Annotated in this window: 8 protein-coding genes; 4 read left to right on the forward strand and 4 right to left on the reverse strand. The window is 71.5% G+C overall.

Going from position 1 to position 17,111, the window contains the following annotated elements:
- Nucleotides 1–170 precede the first annotated feature (170 nt).
- From AB0C27_RS13775 to AB0C27_RS13785, 3 genes are read left to right on the forward strand one after another with little or no spacing between them, the layout of a single operon-like run.
- Nucleotides 171–2,348 carry a TerB N-terminal domain-containing protein gene (locus tag AB0C27_RS13775; RefSeq protein WP_357842676.1) on the forward strand — a complete coding sequence of 726 codons (2,178 nt, stop codon included), beginning with the start codon at nt 171–173 and terminating at the stop codon, nt 2,346–2,348.
- Nucleotides 2,345–3,664, forward strand: a complete 1,320-nt coding sequence (locus AB0C27_RS13780) for an ATP-binding protein (RefSeq protein ID WP_357842679.1) — start codon at nt 2,345–2,347, stop codon at nt 3,662–3,664. The genes AB0C27_RS13775 and AB0C27_RS13780 overlap by 4 nt, the downstream gene beginning before the upstream one ends.
- Nucleotides 3,636–6,548 (forward strand): DEAD/DEAH box helicase, encoded by a 2,913-nt coding sequence (locus tag AB0C27_RS13785; RefSeq protein WP_357842682.1) that lies wholly within the window; start codon nt 3,636–3,638, stop codon nt 6,546–6,548. The genes AB0C27_RS13780 and AB0C27_RS13785 overlap by 29 nt, the downstream gene beginning before the upstream one ends.
- 116 nt (nt 6,549–6,664) lie before the next feature.
- Here AB0C27_RS13785 and AB0C27_RS13790 read toward each other — a convergent pair whose 3' ends face one another.
- Nucleotides 6,665–7,387 (reverse strand): sulfite exporter TauE/SafE family protein, encoded by a 723-nt coding sequence (locus AB0C27_RS13790; RefSeq protein WP_357842685.1) that lies wholly within the window; start codon nt 7,385–7,387, stop codon nt 6,665–6,667.
- A 174-nt stretch (nt 7,388–7,561) separates the two neighbouring features.
- Here AB0C27_RS13790 and AB0C27_RS13795 point away from each other — a divergent pair, with 174 nt between their 5' ends.
- Nucleotides 7,562–8,260, forward strand: a complete 699-nt coding sequence (locus AB0C27_RS13795; protein WP_357842688.1) for an alpha/beta fold hydrolase — start codon at nt 7,562–7,564, stop codon at nt 8,258–8,260.
- A 42-nt stretch (nt 8,261–8,302) separates the two neighbouring features.
- Here the strand turns inward: AB0C27_RS13795 and AB0C27_RS13800 are convergent, their stop codons facing one another.
- The 3 genes from AB0C27_RS13800 to AB0C27_RS13810 form a co-directional block, all read right to left on the reverse strand.
- Nucleotides 8,303–13,933: an SDR family oxidoreductase gene (locus AB0C27_RS13800; protein ID WP_357842691.1), complete on the reverse strand. Its 5,631-nt coding sequence runs from the start codon at nt 13,931–13,933 to the stop codon at nt 8,303–8,305.
- A 70-nt stretch (nt 13,934–14,003) separates the two neighbouring features.
- The gene (locus AB0C27_RS13805; RefSeq protein WP_357842694.1) at nt 14,004–15,845 is read right to left on the reverse strand and encodes an AMP-binding protein; all 1,842 of its coding nucleotides are present in this window, start codon (nt 15,843–15,845) and stop codon (nt 14,004–14,006) included.
- Between the two features lie 49 nt (nt 15,846–15,894).
- Nucleotides 15,895–17,061: a peptidogalycan biosysnthesis protein gene (locus AB0C27_RS13810; RefSeq protein ID WP_357842697.1), complete on the reverse strand. Its 1,167-nt coding sequence runs from the start codon at nt 17,059–17,061 to the stop codon at nt 15,895–15,897.
- Nucleotides 17,062–17,111: the final 50 nt, after the last annotated feature.

Below are 17,111 nucleotides of genomic sequence, written 5' to 3' on the forward strand. Positions count from 1 at the left end.
TGCAGTGGATCGGTAACAGGCGATCCTGCTGATGCTATGAGGAAGAGAAGGAACTGAAGTTCCTTCCGATGCGGGGATGGCCTCGGGCGTCTTGAACGTGAGCCGAGCGGGCTGAGCAGGGGTGATCAGTGAGCTTCTTGGACCGGTTCCGGCGTGAACCCCCTCCACCGGTGAGGACCGCTCCGCGACCTGGATCCGAGCGGCATCCCTCCGCCGCTCACCCTGGTCGTCACGCGACGCGTGCTCCCGCCCCGCCGCCGGCCCAGGCTCGTGCGTACGCTCCTGCGGATCCGTGGCTGCGTCCGGGCACGGGAATCACCATCGCGGGCTACAACATCGTCGGCGGGCTTCTCTACGTCGGCACGCGGTTGGCCGCACCTTCGGGCCACACGGTGGAACCGGCGCTGATCAACCCGGCCCTGCCCGTGGACCTGCGTCAGCCGGACTGGGGCGGGCAGGGTTTGGACTACTGGCCGTCGTACAGCGACATTCCGCCGCGGTCGAGAGCCGCCTATCTTGCCTGGCTCGCCGACGGGCGGCGCTTTCCGCAGGCGCCGATCGGCTATGTGTTCCTCTACTTCTACGGGCTGGAACGGCGGGTGCTTCACGACCTCCAGCGGGACCGTTCCAGCGCGGCGTACGAGCTGCCGATCATCCACCAGGAAGTCCGGCGTCTCCTGTCCATCTACGGGGGTCACCGGGCATTCAAGCGCTATGTGGGACAGTTCGAGCAGGTGCTGGACATGTTCACGGCCGAGCCCTCCGCGAAGGCGCCGGCGCCCACACGCGACTATCCGCCCCCGCTACGGTTGCGCGCCGGTCTTGGAACGTTCTCGGCGCAAGGTGTGCCCGTGCCTGCCGACTGGGCGTTGACCTGGATCCGCTCGCATCCGGAGTACTGCCCGCGTACCCCTGCCACCCGCTGCGCCACCGAGTTCGACGCGCTCTTCTCGCGGCGTTACACCGCCCGCTACGGAGAGGGGCTGGTCGTGCGGCCGGGCCGCAAGGAGGTCACGCTGGACTACCGGCCCGCCAGTGCCGGATTTCGCGGAGTGGCGGAGCTCAGCTTGCCCGGTGTGCCCGACGTTCTCGGGTACGCCGCCCCGACCCGCAAACTGGTCGCACTGGCCGACGAGTGCACCTCCGACCTCGAGGCCTACAGCCGTTACCTCGGCCGGGTGCCAGATGGGCAGCGTTCGGTCCAGGCACAGGCGCTGCTGCCGGCCGAGCTGGTGAACCTGTCCGGCGGCAGCGCCGGGCAGGCGATCGCGTGGGCGCGCCACCGGCTGGACACGCAGGAGTTCGCCGTCGTACCGGTAGGAGAGTTCTCCGCCTTCATCTCCTCCCCTCAGGTGGCGAAGCCGGCCAAGAAGGACGTCGTCGCTCTCGCGCAGGTGCTGGGCCGGGCGGGGGTCGGCATCGAGCCCGACCCGCGCCTGGGCGGCGCGGTGCTCACCTCCGGATCCATGGTGTTGTTCGCGGCGCCGGACGGCCCGACGGCGGCGGCCTCGGACGCCTACCAGGCGGCGACGTTGCTGCTGCACCTGGCGGCGGCGGTCAGCGCCGCCGACGGCGACTTCGACGAGGCCGAGCAGCGTCACCTGAGCGACCATCTGGAACGGGCGCTGCACCTGACCGCGGACGAGCGGCGTCGCCTGCACGCGCACCTGCGCTGGCTGACCGTCACCCCGGTCAAGCTCACCGGCCTGACCCGGCGCGTCGCGGGCATCGACGCGTCCCAGCGCCAGTACGTGGCGGAGTTCCTCACCGCGGTGGCCGGGGCCGACGGCAGGATCTCGCCGGACGAGGTGAAGACCCTCACCAAGATCTACCGCCTTCTGGAGCTCGATCCCGCTCTCCTGCCGGCCTCCACCAAGCCCGCCCCGGCGACGGAACCGGTCGTCGTCCGCCCAGCACACCCGGAACGCGGCTACGCCATCCCCCAGCAAGCCGAGCAGACCGAGCAGACCGAGCAGGCCGCCCGCCCGCTCGTCCGGCTGGACGAGGCGGCGATCGCGGCCAAACTGGCCGAGACCGCGCGCGTCGGCGCGCTGCTGGGCTCGATCTTCACCGAGGACGAGCCCCCGCCGGCCGCCGCACCGCTACCCGCCGCCGCACCCGTGGCCGGTCTGGACGGGCAGCACTCCGGGCTGGTACGCGAACTGACCTCGGCAGAGCAGATTTCGCGGGCGCAGTTCGAGCACCTGGCGGCGCGCTGGAAACTCCTGCCGGACGGCGCGCTGGACCGCATCAACGAGGCCGCCTACGAGCTGACGGGCGAACCACTGCTGGATGGAGACGACCCGATCCGGGTCGACCGCAACCTGCTGGGAGAGATGCTGACGTGACATCGACCGCGATCCGCCCCCGAGAGCGTGACGCCCTGCTGCAGTCCCTGCGGGCCGGCGTCGTGCCGCGCATCGGGCAGCGCCACATCCAAGTGGGCCGCGAACCCGAGGTGAAGGCGCTGGTGACCGACATCGACCGGATCTCCGACGGCGGTTCGGCGGTGCGGTTCGTGATCGGCGAGTTCGGCGCGGGCAAGACGTTCTTCCTGCACCTGGTGCGTTCCATCGCGATGGAGAAGAAACTGGTCACGGCGCATGCCGACCTCAACCCGGACCGGCGCCTGCACTCCAGCGGCGGCCAGGCCCGCAGCCTGTACGCCGAGCTGATGCGCAACCTCGCCACCCGCGCCAAACCGGATGGGGGAGCGCTGAGCAGTGTGGTGGAACGGTTCGTCTCCACCGCCCTGGCCGAGGCACAGCAGGCCGGCGCCGACCCGTCGCAGGTCATCCGGGCCAGGCTGGCCCACTTGAGCGAGATGACCGGCGGCTATGACTTCGCCGAGGTCGTCGGCGCCTACTGGCGCGGCCACGACAGCGGCGACGAGCAGCTCAAGTCGGCGGCGGTGCGCTGGCTGCGCGCCGAGTACGCGACCAAGACCGAGGCCCGCTCGGCACTCGGCGTGCGCACGATCATCGACGACGCCACCGTGCACGACCACCTGAAGCTGATGAGCCGTTTCGTCCGGCTGGCCGGCTACGACGGGCTGCTGGTGTGCCTGGACGAGATGGTCAACCTCTACAAGCTGGCCTCCACCCAGGCCCGCAACTCCAACTACGAACAGATCCTGCGCATCCTCAACGACACCCTGCAGGGCACCGCCGCGCACCTCGGGTTCGTCTTCGGCGGCACTCCGGAGTTCCTCGCCGACAGCCGGCGCGGCCTGTTCAGCTACCCGGCCCTGCAGTCACGGCTGGCCGAGAACTCCTTCGCCGCCGCCGGCCTGGTCGACTACTCCGGCCCGGTGCTGCGCCTGGCCGCGCTCACCCAGGAGGACCTGTACGTCCTGCTGACCAAGCTGCGCCACGTCCAGGCCGGCGGCGACCCCTCCCGATACCTGCTGGCCAACGACGCGCTGGCCGCGTTCATGTACCACTGCGCCAACCGCATCGGCGAGGCCTACTTCCGCACGCCCCGCACCACCATCAAGGCGTTCTGCGACCTGCTGGCCGTACTGGAGCAGAACCCGGGCGTGGACTGGCGGCAGATCCTGCCCTCGGTGGAGCCGGTGCCGGACACCAACCCCGACCTCGCACCGCTCGACGAGGACACCGACGGAGGGCCCGGCGATGACGACCTCGCCTCCTTCCGCCTCTGACGCCTTCGACCGCCTGCACCCCAAGGTCCAGCAGTGGATCTGGCAGCAGAACTGGCGCGAACTCCGTGAGGCGCAGGAAGCCGCCGTCGCGCCGATCCTGGCCGGCGACCGGGACGTGCTCATCGCCGCCGCCACCGCCTCCGGCAAGACCGAAGCCGCGTTCCTGCCCATCTGTTCGGTCCTGACCGAGCAGCCGGACACCGCGGGGTTCGCCGCCGTCTACATCAGCCCGCTCAAGGCCCTCATCAATGACCAGTACGGCCGCCTCGACCAGCTCTGCGACCACCTCGGCATCACGGTCTCCCGCTGGCACGGCGACGTCGCCGCCTCATCCAAGAGCAAGCTGCTCGACCGTCCCCGGGGCATCCTGCTGATCACCCCGGAGTCGCTGGAGGCCATGTTCGTCCTGCGTGGCTGGAAGGTCCGCGACTTCATGGCCTCCGTCCGCTACCTCGTCATCGACGAGTTGCACTCCTTCATCGGCACCGAACGCGGCGCCCAGCTGCAGTCCCTCATGCACCGCCTCGACCTGGCGGCCCGCCGCCGCATTCCCCGCGTCGGCCTGTCGGCGACCCTCGGCGACATGGGCAAAGCCGCCGGCTTCCTGCGGCCGCGGGCCGGCGACGACGTCACCGTGATCGTCTCCAGCAGCGACGCCCAGGAGCTCCGCCTGCAGATCCGCGGCTACGTCGAGACGGCGCCCACGCTCGACCCTCGCGACCGCTCCGCCCACGAAGCGCTCGGCGAGGAGGTCGGTGCCGACGACGTCGCCACCGGCGACCGGCTCGCCATCGCCGACCACCTGTTCACCACGCTGCGCGGCTCCCACAACCTCGTCTTCGCGGGCTCCCGCGCCGCCGTCGAGGACTACACCGACCTGCTCAACAGCCGCTGCGAGAACGCCCGCGTACCGGAGGAGTTCGTCCCGCACCACGGAAACCTGTCCAAGGACATCCGCGAGCACGCCGAAGCCCGCCTCAAGGACCGCACCCGCCCGGCCACGGCCGTCTGCACCTCCACCCTGGAGATGGGCATCGACATCGGCTCCGTCACCTCCGTCGCGCAGATCGGCGCCCCACCCAGCGTCGCCGCCCTGCGGCAACGCCTCGGCCGCTCCGGCCGCCGCGGCGGACCGGCCATCCTTCGCCTGTACGTCAGCGAACCCGAAGCCACCCCGACCATCCACCCGGCCGACGAACTGCGCGCCCAGCTCGTGCAGTCCATCGCCACCATCGACCTGCTCCTGCGACGCTGGTACGAGCCCCCGGCCACCGAAGCCCTGCACCTGTCCACCCTCACCCAGCAGACCTTGTCCCTCATCGCCCAGCACGGCGGCATCACCCCCGCCGACGCCTACCGCACCCTCTGCGCGCAGGGCCCCTTCCACGCCGTCGACAGCCCCACCTTCGCCACGCTGCTGCGCGACCTCGCCGCCGCCGACCTCATCCGCCAGGAGAACGACGGACTCCTGCTGCCCGCCGAGACGGGGGAGCGGCTGATCAACCATCACACCTTCTACGCCGCCTTCGCCGCCCCCACCGAATACCGCATCGTCACCGAGGGCCGCACACTCGGCAGCCTGCCCTTCGAACAACCGCTCCCGGAAGGCAGCCTGATCATCTTCGCCGGCCGCCGCTGGCGCATCCTCACCATCGACACCCACGCCAAGCTCATCGAGGTCACCCGCGCCTCCGGCGGCCGGCCGCCCCGCTTCACCAGCGCCGGCCCGCTCGTCCACGACCACATCCGCACCACCATGCGCCTCCTGTACGAGGACACCACCGTCCCGGCCTACCTGGACGCCACCGCCCAGCGCCTGCTCACCGAAGGCCGCGCCGCCTACCGCCGGCTCGGCCTGCACGACACCCCGCTCGTCGGCTACGGCGACGACACCCTGCTGTTCCCCTTCCGCGGCGACGCCATCATGACCACCCTCGGCCTGGCCCTGCACGCCTACGGCGTCGACATCGTCCGCTACGGAGTCGCGCTGCTGATCAGCGACACCTCCCCGCAGTCCGCCGCCGCCCTCTTGGCCGATCTGGCCGCGGAGGGCGTTCCCGACGCCCTTGCCCTGGCCGCGCTGATCCCCGACAAGCGCGTCGACAAGTACGACGACGTCATCGGCGAAGAACTGCTCACCCTTTCCTACGCGCGCCGCCTCGACGTCACGGAGACCCAGCAGTCCATCAGCGCTCTCGCCACCACCAGCGACCACACCCGAGCGGTCAACCTGGACACACCCAAGGCTGCCGCACCGCCACGCCGCCACCGCATCGGGTCGCTGCCGTACGCCGTCGTCGACATCGAGACCACCGGCCTCGACACCCGTGAGGCCCGCATCGCCGAAATCGCGATCATCCGCCTGCACCCCGACGGCAGCGAAGACCGCACCTACTCCACCCTGGTCAACCCGGGAGGCCGCCCGGGTCCCACCCACATCCACGGCCTCACCGAAGCCGGGCTGGCGGCGGCGCCTTATTTCCCGCAGATCGCCGGGGACGTGGCGGCCATGCTCGACGGCGCGATCGTCGTCGCTCACAACGTCCGCTTCGACAGCGAAGTCCTCAGCACCGAATTCGCCCGAGCCGGATACGCTCCCGACGACCTCCTGACCCTGTGCACTTTGAACCTGGCGCGCCGCTTCGGGCCGACCCTGCCCTCCCACCGCCTCGCCGACTGCGCTGCCGCCGAAGGACTCGGCAACGGCCCAGCGCACCAAGCAGAAAGCGATGCCCGAACCTGCGTCACCCTGCTGCGGATCTACCTCGAACGGGCAACGGCACAAGGACTGCAGTGGCTCGGTGAGCTCGGCGCGACCGGCCAGCTTCCGGCCCGGCCGTGGTGTACGGCACCCGTCGTCAACGAGTCCGCCGCCCGCACGTAGCGGGCCGGGGCCGGTTCGGCGTGACCGGTGGCCGGGCGACGACCACCGTGCCGGAGCCCCGCGCGGCGCGCGGCACGGTGGTCTCGCCGTGACGTCCGGGGTGGTGACCGCCGGCGTCAGCTGTTGAGCGCGCTGAACAGGGTCATTCCCGCGCTGACGATCAGGGCCAGCAGCACGACCCGGCGGAAGCGGTCGGGGTCGATGCGGCTGAACACCGCGTCGCCGATGAAGTAGCCGAGTTGCACCACCGGCACCCCCACCAGCCCGATCCAGAGTGACTGGGAGTTCACCTGGCCGGCCACGGCGAAGCCGATCAGGCTGAAGACGCTGGTGCCGGCGAACACGGCGGCGAGGGTGGCGCGGAACTTGTGCGGGTCGTAGCCCATGCCCTGGAAGGCGGCGACCATCGGCGGTCCGTTGGTGCCGGTGGAGGTGGACAGCGCGCCGGACAGGAGGCCCACTCCCACCAGCACGGGGACGTTGCCCGGCACTTTCACCCGGCGCCACACCATCAGGGTGCAGCCCAGGACACCGATGCCGATGAGCGCGGTGAGGACCCGCTCGGACGTGGCCCCGTAGACCCAGAGGCCCAGGGGCATGCCGAGCAGGATGCCGGCCATGGCGATCATGGCCACCTTCCATTCGGCGTGGTGGCGCTGGCGTACGCCGATGGTGATGGTCATGGCCAGGGCGGACATAGTGGTGGCGACCACCGCCGTGTGCGGGTCGACGGTGAGGGCGAGAAGTGGAGTGGCGACGAGGGCGTATCCGAATCCGGTCACCGCGTGCACCGTAGAGGCGAGCAGGATGATCACGGCGGCGGCAAGCAGCGTGGTCACCTGCCACACTTTGCCATAGGTGCATATAAATGATCCAGTATTCTGGGAAGAAAAATCAGCGGTAAGCGCCGCGGTATGCGGAGACCGTTCCGCAATCGGGATCAGGGCCGCGGCCAATGGTCTCTACGTTGTTTTCCTTGCTTTGTCAACGGGTGCGCAGAGGAGAGAATTGACGTGGCCGCTCAGGAATCTGCTAATTACGTGGTCAGCCCGCCGCTCGACGATGATGGTGGCGTCGTCTTCGTCCCCGGGCTCGGCGGCCGGACGAAATTCGTGGACCGCTGGAACGAGCCCGGCCGGGAACCCGTCGTCCGCCGGGCCGTCTGGAGCGAGCCCATGAACGTGCCCCCCGTCGACTCGCGCGGTGCGGCGCTCGCGTCCCTCGTCGACCGCTCAGGCGCCGCTGACGTCGTGCTCGTCGGCCACAGCATGGGCGCGCTGGTCTGCCTGGAGGCGGCCGCGCGGCTGGACGGGCGGGTGCGGGGCGTCGTCGTCATGTGCCAGTATCCGCCGCACCGCACGCCCGTCTCGCCGCTGGCGGAACTGCCGGACCGGGCGCTGGCGGCGGAACTCGACGCGCCGGCGCACATCGCGGACACGGCGGCGCTGGCCGAATACGCTCGCCTCTGGCGCTCGGAATATCGGCTGCTCAATCGTTATCTGGAATCGGATCCGCGGCCCACGCTGAACGCGCCGATCGTCGCGGTGGGTGCCAAGGACGACGCCAGTTCGTGGAGCTCGGAAAACCTCGACGAGTGGCATTTTTACACGACGAAACGGCTCTCCGTCCATATGGTCGCAGGGGGCCATCAGATGGTTGAAGAGCTGCCTTCCGAGACGCTTCGAGAATGGCTCAGCACATTTTCTGGATGAACCTCTCGTGCGCTGGTGACGTCGTTTCTTGTAGGTCTCCTCTCACTCGCTCAGCCGGCGTAGTTCGGCGGCCAGCTCGGCCACCGTCGGGTGGTCGAAGATCACGGCGATGCCCACGTCCACGGTGAAGGCCCGGCGGATCTCCTCGACCAGGCCGACGGCGGCGAAGGAGTCGCCGCCCAGGTCGAAGAAGTTCTCGTCCGGGCCGACCGAATCCAGCCCGAACTCGGCACACCACATCTCCGCCAGCCGGTCCTCGATCGGCACCTGCTCTTGTGCCTGGTGCTGTGGCGTCTCGTCCGAGGGCCGTTCGGGGGTGGTGGCGGGGCGCGTACCGGCCGGGTCCGGCTGCTTGCGGGGTGCGCCGGCGCCGGGCTCGTCTTGTACGGGTGCGGTCGCGTTCTTCATGACGGCGTCGTGTCCCGGGACGGTGATCGCCACCTGCCGGTGCTCGGGCCGGGCCAGGAGTTGGAGCAGTAGGCGGATTCCGGTGGTGGGCGTGATCGCGTCCCCTGGCGAGAGCTCCTGCCCGGTGGCGGAGGCTCGCTCGTCGCGGTGGGTGTCGGGGGCGACCATGGACTCGTCGACTCGGCGCATGGTGAAGCCCCTGACCTCGACGGCCACCTCGCCGTTCGCCGTCAGCACGTCGATGTCCGCCACGATCGTGTCGGCACCGCTCGGTCGCCGGCGGATGTGGCTGTACGCGCGGCCCGGGATCGGCTGGTGCACCACGATCGACTGGTACGCGAACGGGGCGTGCGGTGGCTCCAGGTCGGGATCGCGTGCCAGGGACACCGCCGCGTCCAGCAGTGTGGGATGCAGCGCGTGCTCGCCGAGCTCGTAACTGAAGGTGTCGGGGAAGGTGAGCACGGCCAGCTTTGTGCCCGGGTCCTTCCCTGACGTCCAGATCTCCTCGCCCGGCCAGCGTGGGCCGATGGTGAACAGGCGGTTGGCCGGGTCGTTCACGGGCGTGCGCCGGTTGGTCAGCGTCGCGCGCAGCCCGTCCAGGTCCACCGTGCCTGCGGTGGCGTCCACCAGGCCGATCTCGCCTGTCGTGTGTACGCGGTGGTCGCCGGGCGAGCCGGGGGGCGATGACAGCGGCGCGGTGCGTACGGTGAAGCGCCAGAGGTCCTCGTGCGGTTCGAAGGCGATCTCCAGTGAGACGGGCTCCGGGGTGGTGATGGGCTGCCGGAAGACCATGTGGCGCACTCGTGCGGGGCGGCTGTTGACGGGGTCGACCGCCTCGCGGAAGGCACGCAGGACGAAGTCGACCTGGGCTGTGCCTGGCAGCACCGGGATGCCGTCCATGCGGTGTTCATCGAGGATCGGATAGTTATCGGCCGACAACGGGACCGACCACCGACGCACAGTCGGCTCCGACGGTGGCTCCGTCCCCGCCCCCGGTTCCGGTCTCGTCTTCGTCGCTGGTCCCGGTTCCGCTTCCGGTCCCACCGCCGTTCCCGTCCCTGGGCCCGCTTTCGGTCCCGGCTTTGTTCCTGGTCCCGTGCGCGGGCCCGGACGCCCGGCGTGTGACTGCAGCTCCTGGCGGGCGGCCATGCCGACCTCGGTCCACGACGGCCAGTTGATGGTCACCGAGGCGCAGCCTGCCAGCGGTTGCCGGCGTACCACCGCGTCGAGGAACGCGTTCGCGGCGGCGTAGTCGGCGCTGCCGACCAGGCCCCTGAGTGCGGCCCGGCTGGAGAAGGCCACGAAGAAGTCGAGGCCGGGCCGATTCCGCAGCACCTCGATCAGTGCCAGAGTGCCGTGCACCTTCGGCGCGAGGGTCGCTGACAGCTGCTCCCGCGTCCGGAAGAGGAGCATGCCGTCTCCTGCAACCCCCGCCAGATGGAACACCCCGTTGACGCCGCCGAAGGCTTCCGACGCCTGGCCGATCACGCGGCGCAGCGCCTCCACGTCGGTTACGTCGCACGCCTCGACCCGGCACTCGGCCCCGAGCGCCCTGATCTCGGCCAGCTCGTCCCCGTGTCCGTCCGTACGGCGGCCCAGTAGTAGCAGGCGCGGCCGTAACCCGGTCTCCGCCAGGCCCCGCGCCACGGCCAGGCCGAGCCCGCCGAGCCCACCAGTGATCACATAGACGCCTTCGCGCCGCAGCCCGACAGGCCCCGCATCACTGAACCCCGCGTCGCTGGAGCTCGCACCGGCTGCGTCATCGCCATGAGGTGTTGTGCTGTTGGGGGCCGCGCCGTGCGGGATCGCGTGGTCAGGAGCCGAGTCGGCCAGAGCGGTGTGGTCGGGGGGCATGCCAAGGAGGGCTGTGGTTTCCCACGCCGGGTCGTCCGGGAGCGTGTCGTCGAAGGTGAGTGGTCGTTCGCCGGGGACCCAGCGCCGGTCTCCGCGTAGGGCGACGATCTCCGAGTGGTCGAGGTTGCGCAGCTCGGTGAGCAGCCGGTTGCCGCCCACGTCGTTCTGGACGTCGATGAGCTTGCAGCGGGAACGGGGGTTCTCCAGCATGTAGCTGCGCAGGAGGCCGAGCAGCATGGCCCGGACCGGGTGCACGCGCTCGCCGCCCGTCACGTCAGCGGACAGCTCGGTGATGATCAGGACATCGCGGCCGCGCTTGTCGGGTGCGCGGCGTGCCGCCTCCCGCAGCAGGTCCACGATTCGGTGGAAACCGGCGTCGAGCTGGTCGTCGATGCTGGTCAGGTCGGGTTCCGGCAGGTCGCCGATTTGGGTGGCGTCGACGACGAGCTCCGGGTAGCGCTGCGACTCTCTCAGCTCATCCAGCAGCCGGACGATGTCCTCCGGGTGCCCGGGACGGATCGTGAACTGGTCCTCCAGGTGTTCCGGCCTGGCAGTGGACTCGTCCCCGGAGTGGGCCGTGGAGTCGGTCGCTGGGCCCGTGTACGTGGGGCTGTGCCGGACCCGCGTCGCGTTCCATCCGGCTCGGTCGAGCAGGGCGGACAATTCGGCCGCGCGGCGTGGGTCGTCGGGCAGGAACACCAGCGGGCGCGACCCGTTCCCGGCACCGGGCCCGTGGCGTCCGGCCGGAGCGGCCTCCACCCATGTGGGCAGCCGCAACGCCCCGCCGCTCGGGTCGTGGGCGGGTTCGTCGCCTGGGTCGTGCGCGGGTTCACCGTCCGGCTTGTGTGCAGGTGCACCGTTCGCCTTGTGCGCGGGCGCGCGGTCGGCCGGGCCCTTTGCGTCGTCCGGGTCGATCCAGTGCCGTTCCCGCTGGTACGGGTAACCGGGCAGAGGCACACGTTCACGACCACCCGACGCGGACAGAGGCGCCCAGTTCACCTCCGCACCGAGAGTCCACATCCGGCCCAGCGCGTACAGGAACGAGGCCCGTTCCGTAGCGCCCTTCGACGGTCCGGCCGGCAGGACCGGCACCACCAGATGCCGCCCTGCCCGCACCTGGGGATGCGCACGGGCCAGGGTGGAGAGCGACCGCCCTGGGCCCATCTCGACCAGCACCCGGTCACCACCGGACAGCACGGCGTCGAGCGCCCGCTCGGACAGGACGGGCCCGTCGAGCGACCGCATCCAGAAGTCCGCGCTGCCCGCGGCGGCCGGCTCGACCAGGCCCCCGCCGGCCGCGGAATAGAGCCCGGCTCGGGGACGCCGTGGCCGGATGCCGTCGAAGGCGGCGCGGAAGCGTTTGACGGCACTGTCCGAGGACGGCCCGCCCATCGCCCGGGCGCTGATCAGCCGTACCGACTCCTGGAGGGTGAACACCCCGGCGAGCGTGGCGGCGGCGAACTCCCCGACGCCCACGCCGAGCAGCACGTCGGGCTCGATGCCCAGCGCCCGCCAGAGCTGTCCCAGCGCGTACTCGACGCTGAAGACCGCAGCCTGCGCGACAGCCACGACCGGCTGGTCCGGCACGGCTTCCCGCGTCCCCTCCCAGAGCGACCGCAGCGGCAGGCCGAGTGCGTCGAAGAGCTCGACGCACTCGTCCAGGGCCGCTCTGAACACCGGTTCCGTACGGCGAAGCTCCGCCGCCATGTCGGCATGCCACGCCTTCTCGCCCGGGAAGAGGCACACGGTGCTGCGGTCCGTCCGCTCCGGCGGGGTGACGATGCGCCGCCCCTCGTCGAGCACGGCGGCCGCCGCGTCGGCCAGGCTCTCCACCACCACCGCACCCCGTACCGGATGCGGCGTGCGCCCCTCTCGCAGCGTGAACGCGACGTCGGCGAGCGGCTCCGAGCTGCCCGCGAAGGATCGGGCGAGCCGCTCAGGCCAGGCCGCGGCCGCGGACGGCGTCCGCGCCGACCACACGATCAGCTCCGCCGGCTCCGGGCAAGCCGGTTGCGGACGGGTTGGCCGAGGAAGGGGCGAGGGTAAGCGGATCAGCTCAGGGCGCGCGCCGTTTTCGCCCGTCCGGACGGGGACGGGCGCCCGAGCCGGTGCCTCTTCGAGGATCGCGTGCGCGTTCGTGCCGCCGATCCCGAACGAGCTGACCCCCGCCAGCCGCCGCCCCCCGTCCGGCCGGGGCCAGGGCCGCAGCGCGTCGTTGACGACGAACGGCGAGCTGCCGAGGTCGAGCAGCGGGTTCACCTCGCCGAGGTTGGCGGTCGCGGGGATGTGTTCGTGGCTCAGCGACAGCGCGGTCTTGATCAGCGACGTGATCCCCGCCGCGTGCCCCAGATGGCCCACGTTCCCCTTGATCGAGCCGATGGGACACCGCTCGCCCCGCGACGCCGCCCGCGCGCCGAACGCCATCCGCAGCCCCGCGATCTCGATGGCGTCACCCAGGCGGGTCGCGGTGGCGTGCGCCTCCACGTACCCGATGTCCTCGGGCCCCACGCCGGCCAGCTCCATGGCCCGCGTCACGACCTCCGCCTGCCGGTCGGCGCTGGGCGCGGTGAAGCCGACCTTGTGCGCGCCGTCGTTGTTGACCGCCACCGCGCGGATCACCGCGGAGATCCGGTCGCCGTCGGCCAGGGCGTCGGTGAGCCGCTTGAGCACCACGACGCCGGCCCCGCTGCCGAAGATCGTGCCGGTGGCCGCCGCGTCGAAGGGGCGGCAGTGGCCGTCGCGGCTGAGCGGGCCGTCCTGGGCCCACCAGTAGCCGTGCCCGACGGGGAACTCGACGTCCGCGCCCCCGGCCAGGGCGACGTCACACTCGCGCAGCCGCAGCGCGTTCACGGCGAGGTGCACCGCCACCAGCGAGCTCGAACACGCGGTCTGCACGGTCAGGCTCGGGCCGTTCAGGTTCAGCTTGTACGACACCAGCGTCGACGCGCTGTCCGGGTTGTTCCACATGCCGGCGCCCATGCCGGTGGCACTCCTGAGCGCCTCCAGGTTCCCGATCAGGCGGCCGATCCCGTAGCGGTTCGCGGCGACCGACGAGAACACGCCCGCCCGGCCCAGCCGCGTCGCGTCATAGCCGGCGTTCTCCACGGCGGCGTGCGCGGTCTCCAGGTAGAGCCGCAGCTGCGGATCGCACACGTCGGCCTCGCGCCGGTTCAGGCCGAAGAAGCCGGCGTCGAACAGGTCGATGCCCTCCGGCTCCGCCACCGCCCGCACGTAGGCCGGGTCGGCCAGCGCCTCCGGTGACACGCCCCTCGACCGGAGCTCGTCCTCGGCGGGGAAACGCACCGCCTCCTCGCCGGCCACGAGGATCTCCCACAGCTGCCGGGTGTCGGCCGCCCCGGGGAAACGGCCGGCCATCCCGATGATCGCAATCGGCTCGACGAGGTCGCTCATGTCGTTCGTCCTCCAAACTGCTTGCCGCGTACCAAGATCGAGCCGGGCGTGCCCTCGGGAGAGGGACGCCTCACGTCAGGTCGTCGTCCAGGGTCTCCCGCAGGTGATCGGCGAAAGCCCGCAAAGTGGGATATCGGAAGACCAGCACCGGGGAGATCTCCCTGCCCAGGCGGATGGAGACCTCCGACACGAAGCGCATCAGGGACATCGAGGTGAAACCGGCCTCGAAGAAGCCGCCGTCAGGGTCGATCCCGCTCCGGCCGAGCACCGACCGGGCGCTCTCGTCCACCACCGCCCACAACTTCCCGGCCTGGTCCTCGCCCGGCTCGTCGTCCCAGCCGTCGCTCCGCTCATCGCCCCACGCGTCGGCCCGGTCCTCGTCCGGCTCGTCGTTCCAGGAGTCGTTACGGGCGCCGTTCCGGGCGTCGTCCCAGGAGTCGTTACGGGCCTCGTCCCGCACCTCGATGCTCGACGGCATGACCGCCGGGTCCAGCCGGTCGCGGAGCACCGCACGGACCTCCTCGCCGTCCACCGCCGCCCCCGGACTCCGTACGACGGTCAGGCGCACGGTTCCCACACCCGCTCCGTCCTCGACGAACGTCGCCACCGCGCCGGCCACGCCGGGGGCCTGGGAGGCGGCGCCCTCGATCTCGTCCAGCTCCACCCGCGTGCCGTTGACCTGGACCTGCCGGTCCGCCCGCCGCAGGAAGCACAGGTCGCCGTCCGGCAGCAGGCGGACGACGTCGCCGGTGTCGTACCAGCGCCGCCCGTCCTGGTCGGTGGTCAGCAGCGGAGCCCCGCCGGTGTAGCCGAGCGCGCACGCCGAGGACTCCACCTGCAACCGGCCCTCCAGTCCCGCACTATCACTCACGCCGCCGTTCCGCGCGGACTCCGGGACGATCCTGACCGTGGCGTGGCCGAGCGGGCGCCCGATGGGGATCGGGTCCTCGCCGGTGACCCCCTGACCAGGCGGAACCCGGTGCACGCACACCACCTGCGGCGTCTCCGACGCGCCGTAACAGTTGACGACCGTGGCACGCGGCGCGAACCGGGCCATCGCCCGCAGCGCCGCCGCCGTGAGCCGCGCCCCCACCGAGCAGACCAGCCGCAGACTCTGTACGGGACGCGGAGACGCGCCCGCCATGAGCTGGAGCAGGACCGGCGAGCCCTGGAGCACGGTGACGGAGTGCGCGGCGAGCCAGTCCGCCGCCAGCCGGGCATCGCCGGCCGTGCGCGAGCCTGGGATGTACAACGTCGCACCCGTGACCCAGGGCGCGATCAGCTCCCGCAGGCTGGGATCGTGGCCGGGCCTGCTGAGGAAGGCGACCCGGTCCGACTCGTCCATGGGCAGCTCTTCGAAGAACGCCGCGCAGGCGGCCTCGAACGCCGCCCGTCCGACGACGATCCCCTTGGGCCTGCCCGTCGTCCCGGACGTGAAGAGGACGTGACTCACGTCGTCCGCGACGCTGCCGCCGCCGGAGGCGTCGAGCAGCTCCAGAGCGGCAGCGGGGGCGGACGACGGAGCTGTTGACGGGGCGAAGACGGCGGCGGCGCCGGTGACCGCCAGCGCCCCGCGTACCCGTTCACGACCCCAGTCCCCGAGGATCGCCGGGACGGCGCCCGCGCCCCAGAGCCCCAGGAGCCGCGCGACGAACTCCGGGCTCCGCTCGGCGGGCACGCCCACCACGCGGCGCTCCAGCCGGTGGCGCCGCACGACCTCGCCGACGTCCGCGCCGAGCGCGGCGAGCTCGCCGAACGTGAGCTCGCGGTCCTCGTGCACCAGCGCGACCCTGCCCGGGTCACGCGGCGCCCGCCCGAGCACTCCCAGGCCGGTTTCCGCGTAGGTAGTAGTGCTGACGGCAGTGCTGGTGGTGTCGCGGGCGGGGCCGGTCGGCTCGTCCCGTCGGCTCACGCTGGCCTCCCTCGCGGGCACGACTCCCGCTCGTCCGATCGATGTCGCGTCACAGCAGCTCGTCCCACACCGGGTGGAAGTACCTGGGGTGAGCGGCGCGGAGGTCGCGCCAGTGTTTCCTGCGGCTCTCCGCCGGTTCGGCGCCGGTCGCGCCGTTCCCGGGCTCGCCGTTCGCCGGCCACGCCACGTGCGCCAGCGGGAGCACGGCGGCGCCGCGCCTGGCCTTGCCCAGCTCCGCCCCCGCGCCGGTGACGACCCTGGACAGGCCCATGGCGTACGCGTGTCTGATGGGTTCGTAGATCGCCGCGTTGAAGTACACGAACGGATCAGGACCCTCGTCGTCCACCCGCCCGAAGTCCGTCACGTACAGCCGGTCGTGCCACCGGCACAGCACCCCGGCGCCGACGACGCGGCCGCGCACCCGGCACAGCACGGCCAGTGCCGCGGTGTCGCCCAGCGCGGACGCGTACGCCGAGAGCCGCCCCGCCACGGCGTCCACGCTGTAGGCCATCCCGTGCCTGGCCCGCACGTTCGCGATCATCGGCGCGACGGCCGGGACGGCCTCGCGGAGAGGGACGGTCTCGGTCGCGCAGACCTCGGCGAAGTGCCCGGCCTCCCTGCGGACGCTGGTACGCGTGTTGCGCGGCAGCGTCGCCAGGTAGTCCGCGAAGCACGTACCGGGAAGCTCCAGCTCGGTCTGGGCGACGCCCGCCAGCCGGTGCCGGTCGCCGTCGCCCGTGACCGGCGCGAGCTCCCGCCACGAGGCGGCGTCGAGGAACAGGAAGAAGGTGTACGGAAGCCCGCGCTCGGCCGCGACGGCGCCGGCCGCGTCCCTGAGCGCCCGCAGGACCACGGCCCTGGCCGGACCCGGCAGGGTGGGATCCAGGACCAGCCGGGTCCCGAAACCCGCGCGGGAACCGGCCAGCAGCCCCAGCCGCCCGCCGGCCGGGCCCGCGGCCCGCAGCAGGTCCTGGAAGTGCAGCTCGGGCCAGTAGAGGTAGTCGCCACGGCTGGGCAGCGAGTCGTAGAGGGGCAGGGCGCCGAGGATGCGGCAGTGCCCGGGCCGGCGGGCGATCAGGTACATGACGGGCGCCTCACCGGTACGTTCGAGAGCCCGCAGCCACGCACGGCTCTGGAACAGGTCCCTAGGGTCGGCGACGTCGTCCCACGCACGCCCCGCGACGTCGGACAGCGAGGGAACGCGTTCGATCGTCACGGGCCCGGGCACTTCTTGCGTCATATTGCGTATTTCCTGGTGCGTTATCC

The organism is Nonomuraea sp. NPDC048882, from assembly GCF_040649755.1.
GTDB classification, from domain to species: Bacteria; Actinomycetota; Actinomycetes; order Streptosporangiales; family Streptosporangiaceae; genus Nonomuraea; species Nonomuraea maheshkhaliensis.

Coding starts and splice junctions, on each gene's coding strand:
- AB0C27_RS13785 (WP_357842682.1), top strand. CDS start 3,636: ATGACGACCTCGCCTCCTTCCGCCTCTGACGCCTTCGACCGCCTGCAC.
- AB0C27_RS13800 (WP_357842691.1), bottom strand. CDS start 13,933: ATGAGCGACCTCGTCGAGCCGATTGCGATCATCGGGATGGCCGGCCGT.